We start from the raw sequence: 13,440 nt of genomic DNA, 5'->3' as shown, positions 1-13,440 counted from the left end.
ATGATTTTAGTAACAGGTGCTACAGGGAATGTAGGAAAAGAGGTTGTAAAATGCCTAATAAAAAGAAATGCTACTTTCAAAGTCACAACGCGCAGTAGAGAAACTGAAGGAGTGTATTTTGATTTTGAAAATCCTTCATCTGTAAAGGCGGCTTTAACAGGTGTTACTAAAGTCTTTCTAATAAGACCACCACATCTAGCTGATGCAAAAAAGTATTTCCAGCCTGTTGTAGATGCCGCAAAAGAAATAGGTATAAAACACATTGTATTTTTATCTTTATTAGGTGTAGAAAAAAATCCGATAGTACCTCATGCTAAAATTGAAGCTATGATAAAGGCTTCTGGGATCCCTTACACATTCCTAAGACCGAGTTTTTTTATGCAAAATTTATTATCACAACATGGTGATGAATTAAGAAATGAAAAAATAATTGAAGTACCTGCTGGTAAAGGGGAAACAAGTTTTATAGATGTACGGGATATTGGAGAAGTTGCAGCTAAAATATTAACCGAAGAGGGACATGAATTTAAAGCCTATTCTTTAACGGGAAATGAGGCATTAACATATTATGAAGTTGCTGCTATTATTTCAAAAATAATAAATAAAGATATTACTTATACAAATCCAAGTATATTTAAATTTAGAAAAAGAATGATTCAAAAGGGACTTAACAGTGACTTTATTTGGGTTATGATTGGAATATATACAACTGCAAAATTAGGGTTAGCTAAAAAAGTCACATTAGATTTATCGAATTTACTAGATAGAAGTCCAATAACTATGGAAACGTTTGTTTACGATTACAAAGAATTATTAATATAATAATGCAAAAGTAAAAAAGAGGATTATTCACGTAAAGAATCTATTATGTTTTAAGAGTAAGAGGGGATAGCCATGCAAAACAAAATTATCGTTATGTTTCAAAAAGATTTTCGTTTATATGATAACCCAGCTCTATTTGAGGCTGTTCAGTCCGGGGAGGTTCTTCCGGTATATGTACAAGATGAAACTTTTTCAATAGGAAGTGCGGCAAAGTGGTGGTTACACCATGCTATAATAGATGTCCAAAAGCAACTTAAGGCATTGGGCTCTACTTTAATAATCCGCAAAGGAAATACACAGGAAGAAATACTTTCTCTCATAAAACAATTAGATATAACGGCTGTATATTGGAATAGTTGTTATGATCCAGACAGGTTAAAATCTAATCAAAAAATGAAAATGATATTAGAAGATAAAGGTATTATTTGTAAGGAATTTAATTCGCATTTATTATTAGAACCGTGGATTATAAAAAAGAAGGATAACACTGAATATAAGGTGTTTACGCCTTTTTACAATGCATTTCAAAAGCAGGTAATACCTAAACCTATTAGCAGAGTACAGAGTATAAAGTGGGGAAGCTCTTTACCAGCAAGCTTATCTGTCTCAGAATTACACTTGTTGCCGAATATACCGTGGACATCTCATATGGAAGCAATATGGGAGCCTACAGAGGAAGGGGCATACAAAACATTTAAGAAATTTTTCTCTAGTAAATTAGCCTCTTATAGTGAAGGAAGAGATTTTCCAAATCAAAATGCTCATTCAATGTTGGCGCCATATCTTTCATTTGGCCAAATATCAGTGAAGTTAATGTATCACTACTTAATAAATAAAAGTACCGAAAGACAATGTAGTTTTTTTGAAAAACAAGTGATTAGTTTTATACGCCAATTAATTTGGAGAGAGTTTTCTTATTATTTGCTATATCACTATCCGTTTACAGCATATAAACCTCTTAATAAAAACTTTGAACATTTTCCGTGGAATAAGGAAGAGGAGTTATTAAGAGTATGGCAGAAGGGTGAAACTGGTTATCCGTTTATTGATGCGGGAATGCGAGAACTATGGCAAACCGGTTTTATGCATAATCGGGCAAGAATGGCTGTAGCCTCTTTTCTTGTAAAGCATTTGTTAATTCCGTGGCAAGAAGGTGCAAAATGGTTTATGGATACACTACTAGATGCTGATATTGCAAATAATACAATGGGATGGCAATGGGTTGCTGGAAGTGGAGCAGATGCATCACCGTACTTTCGTATTTTTAATCCTATCACACAAGGAGAAAAGTTTGATAAAAATGGAGAGTATATAAGAAGATGGGTACCAGAATTAAGAGATATCCCAAACAAATATATACATAAACCTTGGGAAGCACCTGAGCATATTTTACAAAAATCCAATATAAAACTTGGGAATACATATCCTTATCCGATTGTTGATCATAAGGCAGCACGAGAGAGAGCCCTTTGTGCATATAAAAATATGAAAGAATTTGTATGAAATAGGTTAAACAATATGTATTTAGAATTTTATCCATTATAAGGACATACTAATCATATAAATTTTCTATAATCTTCTAGTAAAAAGGAGAATGTTTATGAAAAAATCTAGTATTATAGTATTTTTACTAACATATGGTTTGTTTTATGTTTCTAGTGTTTTATTCCCTATTGATCGTACTTGGTATGATGCGTTAGAAAAGCCGTCTTGGACACCTCCTGGTATGACAATCGGAATGATATGGGCTGTATTATTTGGACTTATTGCATTATCAGTTGCAATTATTTACAACAACTATGGATTCAAGCCAAAAACATTTTGGTTTTTATTCCTTTTAAATTATATATTCAATCAAGCGTTCAGCTATTTTCAATTTAGCCAAAAGAATTTGTTTTTAGCAACAGTAGATTGTTTACTTGTCGCTATTACTACGTTACTCCTCATAGTGGTTTCTTCCAAATTATCTAAAGTATCGACATGGTTGCTAATTCCGTATTTTTTATGGTCTGCATTTGCTACATATTTATCTTGGACCATTTATAGTATAAATTAAAGACGGAACTAAAAACTTGAGCATAATAAAAATGCTCGAGTTTTTATGTGTGTTAATGATAATCCGAAATATGGAATATATACATCTTAGGGAGGTCATCTTTGTGAAGAAATGGATAAAAATTATGCTGTACTCTTTACTAGCTATTTTAATTATAGGAAGTATTACTTTTTTGACTTGGTCTCAGTTTACTTATAAACCGACGAAAGAGGCTTTGTCGTTAGTAGATGATAAAAAAGATGAAGATAATATCGTTTTTGGAGCGAAAGATGCGAAAGTAGGGGTTATTTTTTATCAAGGAGCTAAAGTAGAAGCTGAGGCTTATAGTTACTTAGGAGAAGCTCTTGCAAAAGATGGGCACTTTGTAGTAATGCCTAAGTTACCATTAAACTTAGCGATATTTGGAATAAATGAGGTAGATAGTGTAATTGAAAAGTATCCTGAAGTTCAAAAATGGTATGTTGCGGGGCATTCAATGGGCGGAGCTATGATTTCTAAGTATGCCTCTCAGCATGAAGACAAGGTACACGGAATCATTTTCTTAGGTTCGTATCCTGCAGATGACTTTTCTACAAAATCGATTCCGATGTTATCAATTTATGGAGAAGTAGATGCTTTAGCAACTCTAGAAAAAATAGAGAACAATAAAAAGTTAATGTCGAAAAATACAACTATGCACATGATAAAAGGGGGAAACCATGCTCATTTTGGCATGTATGGTGAGCAAAAAGGTGATAATGCGAGTTTAATTACGGCAAAAGCACAACGAGATGAAACAGTAAAAGTAATTGAACAATGGTTATTGGAACAATGATAACGAATTTAATAAATCTACCGAAAGAATTATCCAAACGGTAGATGGGAGAGAGAATAAAGAGCCAAATCGTATGAATTGGCTCTTTTATTTATTTGCTATCTCCAATTGTCCCCTTATTTTCTCAGGAATATCCTCTTTAGAAATAATATCGTAAGAATACACATATTTTCCTTTCACATGAATTTTTAAGTAAGTTTTTCTTATAAAATCATTAGGCGTGTTCGTTCCAACTGTATATTCTTTTTCATTACTTAATTCGTCAACAGCTTTTAGTGAGTACATAGCTTTTCCTTTATGAGGATAATCTGGAACACCATATCCTTTCGCAACGGCATATACATTTTTTTCTTCAGCAATCGGATTAAATCTGTCTAAATCTCCGCGTAATATAAAAGGTAGTAAGTATATAGGGAGGCCTATTCCTAGTATGCAAATTACAAATTTCTTCATGATCGTTTCTCCTTTTGTCTATTTACATTTTTGAGTATAGAAAAAAGTTCTTATGAATATAGAGGGAAATTCTTTAAGTTTTTCTTAATAAAGTTTAACTTTGTGAAAAAAACTAATTTGAGCATTAAGTTTACGAAATGAATAGCCAAATAACCTATTTTCTTTATTTTTTGATGGTAGGTTATTAGGTTTTATATTGGTATGAGTGAATTAAGAAATAAGTGAGGTTTAGGAAATAGAATGAATTTATCTTATAGTAATAAGAGAATTACCTGAATAAATGATAGTGAGAACAATTAAAGAAAGCATCTAGTGGGGGGCTTTTTTCTTTTGAAACAGAGAATCTCATGGGTCGGTTACATGTAATTTCGTGCTGTGCTTCTAGGTCATTGGAAAATCCAACAATAAAAAAAGAGGGGGAAGGCGTTTTTTATTGAAGTTTGTTAATGATAGATTTTTAACTTGAGAGGGGGATCGTAAAATAGATTATTAATCTCTTTGGTAATTTTTATTTTCCTTATAGTTGGCATATTGTATTAGAAATTTTAAATTTTGAAGGGAGAATCAATAAGTATGGGTAAGAAAAGAAGAATAAGTAATAAGTTATTACTTATCAGTGCAATTTTTACAATAGCAATTCCCTCAGTCTCATATGCGGAGGAAGTAATTTCACCTGAAAATTTTAAGAGTTCTTCAAATTTGTATAAGGCACGGAATACGGAAATTTTGAAAACAAATTTATATCCTAATACATATAATAATCCATTTAACCACCAATTTATTTCAAAATTAAAGGAAGTAAACACAAATATAAAAAAAATAGACAATAGTGATGATGAAAATCCTGTTATATCTACTACTCTTTCATTTATTCGCCATATGAATAGTGAAGATTATAAATCTGCATTTGATTTAACCTCAAGGTCATTACAGAAAATAATATCCGAAGAATGGTTGAAGAGCTATTGGGAGGGACTGCCAGTTCAATTACAAGCAGGTTCTTTTATAGAAATTGGAGAGGTTACACAAAAAGAGACAAATCCTGTTCATACAAATGTGGAGATTCAATTAGTTTTTGAAAAAATGACTGTACCTTTACTAATTAAACTAGATCCATCTGGAAAAATAGACGATTTTCAACTAAGCATGTCGTTTAGTCCTGTTGCTGAGCGTCCATCATATAGTAAGCCTGAATCATTTGTTGATAAAGAAGTAGTAGTTGGAAGTGGTGCATTTCCATTACCAGGAACATTGTCGGTTCCAAAAGGAAATGGTCCTTTTCCAGCGGTTATTCTTGTTCAAGGATCAGGAGCAACTGATCAGGATGAAACAGCGTTTGCTTTAAAACCATTTCGCGATTTAGCTGAAGGTCTTGCATCGAAGGGAATTGCTGTCCTTCGCTATAATAAACGAACGTATGAACATGGGCTGAAAACACAATTCAGTCCCTTCTATACAGTTGATAAAGAGACAACAGATGATGCTCTTCTTGTAACTCAATTTCTTAAAAATGAGCCTCTAATAAATAAGAGTCAAATATATATTCTTGGTCATAGTCAAGGTGGAATGATGCTTCCGAAAATGATTGAAAAAGACCAAAATCAAAATATTGCTGGGGCAATTGTAATGGGTGGACCAGCTCGTACGATTCAAGACGTTGTTTTAGATCAATTTGAGTATCTTTTTTCTATTGGAGCAATGAACCAGGAGCAATATAAATTTTACAAATCGCAATTTGAATTATTAAATGATCCAAATTTCTCTGGTCAGAATCCTCCAAAAGATTTTTACTTAGGATCAGCAGTATTTTGGGATTCTATTCGGAAAATTAAAGCAGCAGAAATATCAAAAGAACAAAAGACACCACTTCTTATTATTCAAGGAGAAAGAGACTATCAAGTTCAATCAAAAATCGAAATTCCTCTTTGGAAAGAACAATTAAAAGAACGAAATAACGTTGATTATCGACTATATCCAAAGTTAAATCATTTCTTTACAGAGGGCGATGGGGAAATAAGTAAACCGGATGAATATTATAGTCCTGCTAATATTCCTGAGTATGTTATAAATGATATTGCTGCTTGGGTGCAAGGCAGATCGCAATTAAATTAGCAACCATATGTTTTAATAAAGACTTTCTTTCTGTAATCAAAATAGAAATATTTTTATTAGGTTATATGTTTTTTTTAGCACTCTTTGAAAAGGAGTGCTTTTTTATTTTTCTATGATTTCTATAAAATAATGGACTTGTCTTCCAAATAAAGCGTTATTTGTAACGCTGTTATCAAAGCAAAGTGCTCGTGACATTTCCTTGATATTCAAAAACATTAATAACCTATTATGTGAAGTTTTTTGAAAATTTAGGTTTAACATCTTTAAAATAGGTGTATTACATATTACATAACAACTAAATAAGAAAATAAAAAATCTAAGGGAGGAAAAATACGATGCATAAGAATGAAAGAAAACCGGTGGTTTATGAATATCAAAATGAACAGGAAGTAGTTATGAAAGTAAAAGAGCTAGAATTGAAAGGGATTCACCAAGATGACATTTACGTCTTAACACAAGAAAAACATATAACAAAAAAGATTGCGGATGATACAAACACAAATACGATTGGAGTAAAAGAACAAGGGTTGGGCACAAGTATTATCAACTTTTTCTCCAAAAAAGGGGACGAGCTCCGAAATCAAATGGAGGAAATGGGGTTGTCGAAGGAGGAAGCTAACTTATATGAAGAAAAACTAGATCAAGGGAGAATTTTACTTCTAGTAACAGATGAAACACTAACGGCGAGTGATAGGCAGCCGCAAAACTATCATTCTCTCTAATAGATTGCAATATCTGATAAATAGATAAGTTAATTATTTTAGGTTGTAGCATGGAAGAAAATAAAAGTAGAGAAGGGTGAGAAAAATGAAACATACAATATTTAAATATGCTGTGATTGGGATTACGACCGGAGTCATAGTATCTCTGTTAAAAAAAGAAAATCGGAAAGCTATACAAACAAAAGGAAAAAGCGTAAAAGACAAACTACAAGAAGGAAACATAAAGGAAACATTAGAGAAGGTAACCGAGACAAGTAAACAATTCTCTGTAACTGCAGCTAATGTTGCAAAACAAACATTACCACAACTGCTTACAGCCACACCGGTTGTCATTTCTACTATTAAAGATTTAACAGAAAACGAAAATAACAAAAAGAAAAAAGATGAAAAGGATAATGAAATAAATCAAAATAGTAAGAACCTAGCCGGAGAAAAAACGGAAAATGAAAAGAAATATGTGAAAGAAGGGAAAGAAGAGAGTGCTTAGATTTAATTCTAAAAAGAGAAAGTGAGGAAAAAAGTATGAAATCTCTGTATGCAATTGATGTAGGAATTGGTTTTACTAAGCGGGCATATCGACAGGATGTAGATTCTGAGGTGACGATTAAGAGTGAAGCTGCCACACTAGCTCCTGTACCTAATCATGCTGAAAGTGAAGATTTAACAAAGGTAAGTTTTATAGACTTAGACTTTGCATACTACATGGGAAATGAAGCACATCAATCTGACGCTTCATTTCTTCCTCCATTTGAAGAAGAAATAGAAAATTATTATGAAAGCGAACAGTTTAAACAACAAATATTTGGTTGCATTGCAAAGGATTATAAAGAAAATGTCGTGTTACCTTTAGTTGTTACCGGGCTTCCAGTCACTTGTTTTGGTAGTCAGCATGAGCAATTACAACGTGCACTAAAAAAAGAAACTTCCGTACAAATTGATGGGAAATTTATTAATATTACGGTTGAAAATGCTTTGATTCTTCAGCAACCGATCGCTTTACATGCCTATTTCTTAAAAGAGGGAATCATTCAGGAACAAGATCGCATCTTAATTATTGATGGTGGATTTCGTACATTAGAAATGACAGATATGAAACAGAATGTCATTTTAAATCATTATGAGACGGAACTAGGATGTAGCAAGCCTTTGAAAAATATTAAGAATATCCTGCAGAATCATGAGGGTGAAAGTAATCAATTGCATATTAACGACATGCCAAAAATATTAGAAAAAGGATATGGAGATAAAGAAGAAAATTATGAGACAAGTCAGGTGGATATTTTAATTCAAAAAGAGTTGGATACACATTTCCAAGACATCATGCGTGTATTACAAGAACAATTTAAGTTAGACCAGTATGATACTATTATTTGGACAGGAGGAATAGTAGATCTCCACAAAAAACAAATTGAAAAAATGCAAGGTGAAATTGTTTCTTTCCGGATGGTAGACGCTTCAAAAGAGGCCGCGCTTCATGGATACTATATTATTGGAAGTCAAGTATTTGAGGACATCACCAATCAATCTGCATATAAATCCAAATTATAATGACGACCGAAATGGAGTTCGTTGAATAGACGTGCCAAATTGTGTGGCTTCTTTTCCAAATATAAATAAGAAAAGATAAAAAGTGCTTGTATAGAGGAAATGTTTAAAATTGAGAATAAAAATAACTAATATATAGGGGGTCTTCCTTTTTAAAGAATAAGACCTCCTATGCATTTATTTTGTAATTTAGATGATTTAAAAACTTTTCCTCCAAGATATGGATACCTACATACAAATTTCATATTACGGATATGATTCGATCAAACATAAAACTATTTAGAAAGGAAGAATAATATGGAATGCATAAAAATGACGAAATGGAGTTGGTATCATGTGAAAACTAGTGAGTTTGAAGAAATTTCTTCTATAATCCCCCGTGATGTAACATCTTATTTCTCTCAATTTGTAAAGAAAATAAGTTCTCCTTGTGAAAATGGATTATATGTTTATACGTTATCACCAAGTCAAACTTGTGTATATGGTTCGTTTTTATATGATCAAGATAAAAAGGACGCCAAAATTCAAAAATTTCTTCATTATTTCGTAGCTCATGGGATACTGATAACGGTCCAAGAAAAAGAGGAAGAAGATTTTCAAGAATTAATACATAATTTCCCTATAGGTATAAAAAATTGTAATAGTTCCGCTGAAGGACTATGTGCCATCTTATCGATATTTATATCTCACTATTTACGAAAGGTTGACTATTTTGAAAACAATTTCAGAAATGTGTTATGGGATTTTTATCATCATAATAACATAGCAGTTTTAGAAAGGATTTATCATATTCGTCATGAATTATTTATGAACACACATGTGTTTCGCTTAATACAAGAAGTGTTACAAGGCTTGGAGGAAGCTTGGTTAGAAAAACTAACAAACACCCTTTGTTATAAACAAACACACGTAAAATTAGAGCGTGGATTACAACTTGTTAAAGAGTACCAAGAAGAATTAGACACGATGATTCATTTGCAAGAAGTTGTTTCTTCTCATCGTGGGAATGAAATTATGAAAGCTCTTACTGTATTAACTGCTGTGAGTACGCCTTTGACAGCCTTAGGAGCATTATGGGGTATGAATTTTAAATACATGCCTGAACTAGAATGGAAATATAGCTATTTAATCGCTCTCTTATTTATTATTTTCACAACAGCGGGTATGTATATGTATATGCGATTCAAAGGGTGGACAGGTGATTTATTACGAGTAAAGAAAAAGAAGTCTTTTTTTAAATCTAATTGATCCTGTTTATAAAAAATATGATAGACATATAGTTAATAATATTTATTAATTGGGGTAGTGCCATATCCCTATCAAGTTAAAGTTTTGATGTCCCCGCAATGATAAAAATAAACTTGGTTTCCATAAAAAACATAATATTTTCATTTAAAGGCTATGAAGTGAAATGTCATCATCTTCATCACGTTTGACCTTCAAGAAATAAAAAGTTAAACTATTCTTGTACTCGAAGTACTATTATAGTACTGGAGAGATAATAACTTTACTATTTTGGTATGAGGTGAATAAATGATGAAAGATCGGATTGCCAAAACTGCTATTGCGCTTTTTCATGTAAGGGGAATAAAATTCACAATGAGTGATTTAGCTCGTGATCTAGGTGTAAGCAAAAGTACGCTTTACGAGCATTTTCCATCTAAGGACGAGCTTATTGGTTATGTAGTTGAGCAAATAAATGAAGAAGCCCAAATACGTTTTCGGGAAATTATCGATAATTCGAATTTGACCATACCGGAAAAATTAAAAGGGATTCTTTTAATTGTGCCTAAGGATTTTCAGCACAGCTTCGTACGTTTACTGATTGAACTGCGACGTTACCATCCAGAGCAGTGGGCAAAAATAGAACAAGGCATAAATGAAGAATGGGAGGTAATTACTGGGCTAGTTGAAGAGGGCATCAATAGCGGTGTTTTACGTTCAATGGACATTCCAGTGCTAATCCAAACACTCAAAACGTTAATGAAATCAATTTTTGAACAGGGGAGTATAGCCTCTAACCAAATTACTCTACAAGAGTCACTTGCAATGATGGCCGATATCATATTGCATGGAATCACAAGTAAGGATTAAATAGTACTTCTACATAAAAAATGAGTAGGGTCACAATAACCATACAGGTTAACGTAGCCCCGCTCATTTTTTATTTTTATCCCGCTTTAATGGGCAGTAAGATTCCTACCTCAAAATTCAGTGAAAGCAAAGAATTTAGGTGGGAGATCAACTGCCCATAAAAGTCCGATTGGTGAGGGCTGATAATCAGTGGGGGATGAAGAAAACCCCACTGATTAAAGTTTCACTTTATGTCGATTTTACTTAAGGGTAATTATACTTTACAGTCTGGAAGATTTCGGTATAATATAAAATGAGTACCGAAAATAATTTTTCGGTACTAAAGGTACGAATTAAGGTAATCAGAGATGGAAACGAAAAGTTTGTAATTTTAAATTGTTTTTTCAATTTGGCTGGGATGTCCTTGAAGATAAAATACGGGTATAGGAGGAATGTAAATGGATTTTTTTGAGACTGTTATAATCATTGTGAATTTTAGTATTCTAGGCTGTATATTGTTTTTTAGTGAGAAAATAAAACAATGGTCTGTCTTCATTCTAACAGTTGCCTTTTGTGTGGTTGTTGTGCAGCTTATCGTAGAAGGGTATCGCTGGCAGATGATTCCTGCTTATTTGTCCCCATTTATTTTAACAAGCTGCTATCTATTTGCTGAATCAAAAAAGAACGTTAAAAGTTGTGGGGCATTCACAGTCAAGACAGCGCTACTGGTCATTTATTTGACTATTGCGGTCATGCTTCCTTCCCTCATGCCGGTAGTTTTATTTGAAAAAACGAGCGGTCCCTTCAAGGTTGGTACTACACTTTATCATTGGATTGATTATAATCGAGAAGAACCTTATATGAAAGATTTGAACGGCCGGCGCGAGCTGATGGTTCAGGTTTGGTATCCTGCAAAAGAAAAAGGAGAGATGAATCGCGCACCTTATATCCATAACTCGGATGAGATTGCCAAGGGGTTGGAAAAATCATTGTCTATTCCAGCATTCGCGTTTCATCATCTAGGCTTGATGAAGTCGAATGCATTCATGGAAGCTCAATTGTCAGATTCAGAGGAACGTTATCCGGTCCTACTCTTTTCCCATGGTTTAAGCGGTTTTCGCAATCAAAACACGTTTGAGGTGGAGGAGTTGGCCAGCCAAGGTTACATCGTCGTAGGAATTGATCATACCTATGATGCTGCAGCTACCGTCTTTCCAGATGGCAGAACCGCTTTTGTACAGTCGATCAATTTAACTGATTTTGCCGAACGAGATCGCCATATCAAATTATGGAAGGAAGATGTTGTTTTTGTACTTAATCAAATAGAGAAGCTTAACCAAAGCGATAAAGATAATCGCTTTACAGGAAGAATGGATACATCCCGAATTGGAATGTTTGGACATTCTTATGGTGGAGCTACAGCTGCGCAAGTGTTAGTGGAAGACTCCCGTGTCAAAGCAGCCATCAATATGGATGGTACATTATATGGGGAAAATGTTCCGAAATCTAGAGTTGGAAAACCGTTTTTGATTATGAATGCAGAGACTAGTGATGATTCCACGAAAGATTTTTTAGAGGGAAAAGTTCGTAGTGACCATGCACTTGCAGGTGGTGGCATGTCAATGGTTATTCCCCATACCAATCATACGAGTTTCACTGATTTTCATTTGTTCTCTCCTTTGTTACGAAGCTTAGATGAAGATCCAAGATACGTTCACCGTATTATAAACGAATTCAGTCTCGCTTTTTTTGATCGATATGTGAAACAGGTAGACGATAGCTCTGCGCTTGAAAAATTGGACTCCAAATACCCAGAAGTGAAATTTAAAGTGAATTAATGACAATGTCTTTTAATATATTTGCTAACAGTTGGGTATATATTTTAATCATCAAGAAAGATTGCCCTCTGTAGCATACAGAGGGCAATCTTTTTTAAATTAATATAAAGGAGTTTTTTTATGTTTAATAGATTGAAGTATTTTCTTTTATCCGAGAAAGAAATAGTTGAAACTGTGAAGAATTACAAGGAGGAAAAAATACATGTTTTCATAATAAAAGATTTTTTAGGGGAGTTAATCTTAATAAGAACTCTTATATTTTTAATGTTTGTTCCAATATCAACTTTTATTTTTTCAGTTGTAATTTTTGGAGCTGTTTTCTTTTTATCCGGTATTAAGATTACCATTTGGGGCATTGCTATAATGTTATTGGTTCCAATAACATTACTTTTCTATATGAATATAACTAATACATCAATTATTATTACTGATTTAGTGAAGAAATTTTTATTAACCATAAAATATCTAAATCCATTTTACTCAATATTAAATAAACCTTGGTTATTTATTTTTGAATTATTATTTGGTTTTTTATATGTCTTCGTGCTATCTTTGTTTTCTATTTGGATAGTATTACATTCATTAGAAATAGGTTTCTCTGAATTTAGTTCAGAGGACAATCGAAGTTTCCAATTTTCAATTATTATTTTGCATACAGCAATTTATTTGTTTATAAGAGTTCATGGCCAGCCTTGTAAGACAACTAAGCAAAAAATTAAAAAACTGAAAATGAAATTTTATTTATGGTTTTGTTCTATGATTGCAAGTATTGTATATATATTTGAATCACTCTTTAATTATATGAATGGAATTCAAGCAATTTATTTTATATTTGTTTTAATGATTGCTTTAGAAAGAACAGTGACACATTATAAGAAATTTATAGATTTTTTAGAATCTGAAAATTTGTATGAAAAATAATTTTAGAGAGAAAAGTCATTTGAAATATAAAAAGTTATACCTACTAAGTACTGAACGAGTAAAAAAACGCTATTCTTTCTCTAG

Annotated in this window: 13 protein-coding genes; 12 read left to right on the top strand and 1 reads right to left on the bottom strand. The window is 32.7% G+C overall.

Features of this window, described 5'->3' with window-relative positions:
• From AB6801_RS18820 to AB6801_RS18805, 4 genes are all read left to right on the top strand, one after another.
• Nucleotides 1-822, top strand: a complete 822-nt coding sequence (locus AB6801_RS18820; protein WP_097999666.1) for an SDR family oxidoreductase — start codon at nt 1-3, stop codon at nt 820-822.
• A gap of 72 nt (nt 823-894) precedes the next feature.
• Nucleotides 895-2,325: a cryptochrome/photolyase family protein gene (locus tag AB6801_RS18815; protein WP_048568436.1), complete on the top strand. Its 1,431-nt coding sequence runs from the start codon at nt 895-897 to the stop codon at nt 2,323-2,325.
• 97 nt (nt 2,326-2,422) lie between these two features.
• The gene (locus AB6801_RS18810; protein ID WP_065703722.1) at nt 2,423-2,878 is read left to right on the top strand and encodes a TspO/MBR family protein; all 456 of its coding nucleotides are present in this window, start codon (nt 2,423-2,425) and stop codon (nt 2,876-2,878) included.
• Between the two features lie 103 nt (nt 2,879-2,981).
• Nucleotides 2,982-3,692, top strand: coding sequence for an alpha/beta hydrolase (locus AB6801_RS18805; RefSeq protein WP_087965133.1), 711 nt, complete (start codon nt 2,982-2,984; stop codon nt 3,690-3,692).
• Nucleotides 3,693-3,779: 87 nt separating this feature from the next.
• Here AB6801_RS18805 and AB6801_RS18800 read toward each other — a convergent pair whose 3' ends face one another.
• Nucleotides 3,780-4,145 (bottom strand): YxeA family protein, encoded by a 366-nt coding sequence (locus AB6801_RS18800; protein WP_097999665.1) that lies wholly within the window; start codon nt 4,143-4,145, stop codon nt 3,780-3,782.
• 573 nt (nt 4,146-4,718) lie between these two features.
• Here AB6801_RS18800 and AB6801_RS18795 point away from each other — a divergent pair.
• The 8 genes from AB6801_RS18795 to AB6801_RS18760 all read left to right on the top strand — a co-directional run bounded on the left by AB6801_RS18795 (nt 4,719) and on the right by AB6801_RS18760 (nt 13,356).
• Nucleotides 4,719-6,257 carry an alpha/beta hydrolase gene (locus AB6801_RS18795; protein WP_141530604.1) on the top strand — a complete coding sequence of 513 codons (1,539 nt, stop codon included), beginning with the start codon at nt 4,719-4,721 and terminating at the stop codon, nt 6,255-6,257.
• Between the two features lie 335 nt (nt 6,258-6,592).
• The gene (locus AB6801_RS18790) at nt 6,593-6,979 is read left to right on the top strand and encodes a YflT domain-containing protein (protein WP_097999664.1); all 387 of its coding nucleotides are present in this window, start codon (nt 6,593-6,595) and stop codon (nt 6,977-6,979) included.
• An 85-nt stretch (nt 6,980-7,064) separates the two neighbouring features.
• Nucleotides 7,065-7,466, top strand: coding sequence for a peptidase U61 (locus tag AB6801_RS18785; RefSeq protein ID WP_097999663.1), 402 nt, complete (start codon nt 7,065-7,067; stop codon nt 7,464-7,466).
• 35 nt (nt 7,467-7,501) lie between these two features.
• The gene (locus AB6801_RS18780; protein WP_065703729.1) at nt 7,502-8,527 is read left to right on the top strand and encodes a ParM/StbA family protein; all 1,026 of its coding nucleotides are present in this window, start codon (nt 7,502-7,504) and stop codon (nt 8,525-8,527) included.
• 294 nt (nt 8,528-8,821) lie between these two features.
• A complete protein-coding gene (locus tag AB6801_RS18775; protein WP_000388911.1) occupies nt 8,822-9,772 on the top strand; it encodes a magnesium transporter CorA family protein in 951 nt (316 codons plus the stop codon).
• 288 nt (nt 9,773-10,060) lie between these two features.
• Nucleotides 10,061-10,618 (top strand): TetR/AcrR family transcriptional regulator, encoded by a 558-nt coding sequence (locus AB6801_RS18770; RefSeq protein WP_000654864.1) that lies wholly within the window; start codon nt 10,061-10,063, stop codon nt 10,616-10,618.
• A 437-nt stretch (nt 10,619-11,055) separates the two neighbouring features.
• Nucleotides 11,056-12,435, top strand: coding sequence for an alpha/beta hydrolase family protein (locus tag AB6801_RS18765; RefSeq protein WP_000345276.1), 1,380 nt, complete (start codon nt 11,056-11,058; stop codon nt 12,433-12,435).
• A gap of 120 nt (nt 12,436-12,555) precedes the next feature.
• Complete coding sequence (locus AB6801_RS18760; RefSeq protein ID WP_000483298.1) at nt 12,556-13,356, top strand: hypothetical protein; 801 nt, start codon at nt 12,556-12,558, stop codon at nt 13,354-13,356.
• The last annotated feature ends 84 nt before the right edge of the window (nt 13,357-13,440 follow it).

Source organism: Bacillus sp. RCC_6_1, from assembly GCF_041360755.1.
Taxonomy (GTDB): domain Bacteria; phylum Bacillota; class Bacilli; order Bacillales; family Bacillaceae_G; genus Bacillus_A; species Bacillus_A cereus.
The sequence above is the reverse complement of the archived record's forward strand: the minus strand, read 5'-3'. Positions and strand labels throughout refer to the sequence as shown.

Bases quoted from the DNA above. Each gene is read 5' to 3' on its own strand.
- AB6801_RS18765 (WP_000345276.1), top strand. From the start codon at position 11,056: ATGGATTTTTTTGAGACTGTTATAATCATTGTGAATTTTAGTATTCTA.
- AB6801_RS18810 (WP_065703722.1), top strand. From the start codon at position 2,423: ATGAAAAAATCTAGTATTATAGTATTTTTACTAACATATGGTTTGTTT.
- AB6801_RS18785 (WP_097999663.1), top strand. From the start codon at position 7,065: ATGAAACATACAATATTTAAATATGCTGTGATTGGGATTACGACCGGA.
- AB6801_RS18815 (WP_048568436.1), top strand. From the start codon at position 895: ATGCAAAACAAAATTATCGTTATGTTTCAAAAAGATTTTCGTTTATAT.
- AB6801_RS18795 (WP_141530604.1), top strand. From the start codon at position 4,719: ATGGGTAAGAAAAGAAGAATAAGTAATAAGTTATTACTTATCAGTGCA.
- AB6801_RS18800 (WP_097999665.1), bottom strand. From the start codon at position 4,145: ATGAAGAAATTTGTAATTTGCATACTAGGAATAGGCCTCCCTATATAC.
- AB6801_RS18820 (WP_097999666.1), top strand. From the start codon at position 1: ATGATTTTAGTAACAGGTGCTACAGGGAATGTAGGAAAAGAGGTTGTA.
- AB6801_RS18790 (WP_097999664.1), top strand. From the start codon at position 6,593: ATGCATAAGAATGAAAGAAAACCGGTGGTTTATGAATATCAAAATGAA.
- AB6801_RS18770 (WP_000654864.1), top strand. From the start codon at position 10,061: ATGAAAGATCGGATTGCCAAAACTGCTATTGCGCTTTTTCATGTAAGG.
- AB6801_RS18760 (WP_000483298.1), top strand. From the start codon at position 12,556: ATGTTTAATAGATTGAAGTATTTTCTTTTATCCGAGAAAGAAATAGTT.
- AB6801_RS18775 (WP_000388911.1), top strand. From the start codon at position 8,822: ATGGAATGCATAAAAATGACGAAATGGAGTTGGTATCATGTGAAAACT.
- AB6801_RS18780 (WP_065703729.1), top strand. From the start codon at position 7,502: ATGAAATCTCTGTATGCAATTGATGTAGGAATTGGTTTTACTAAGCGG.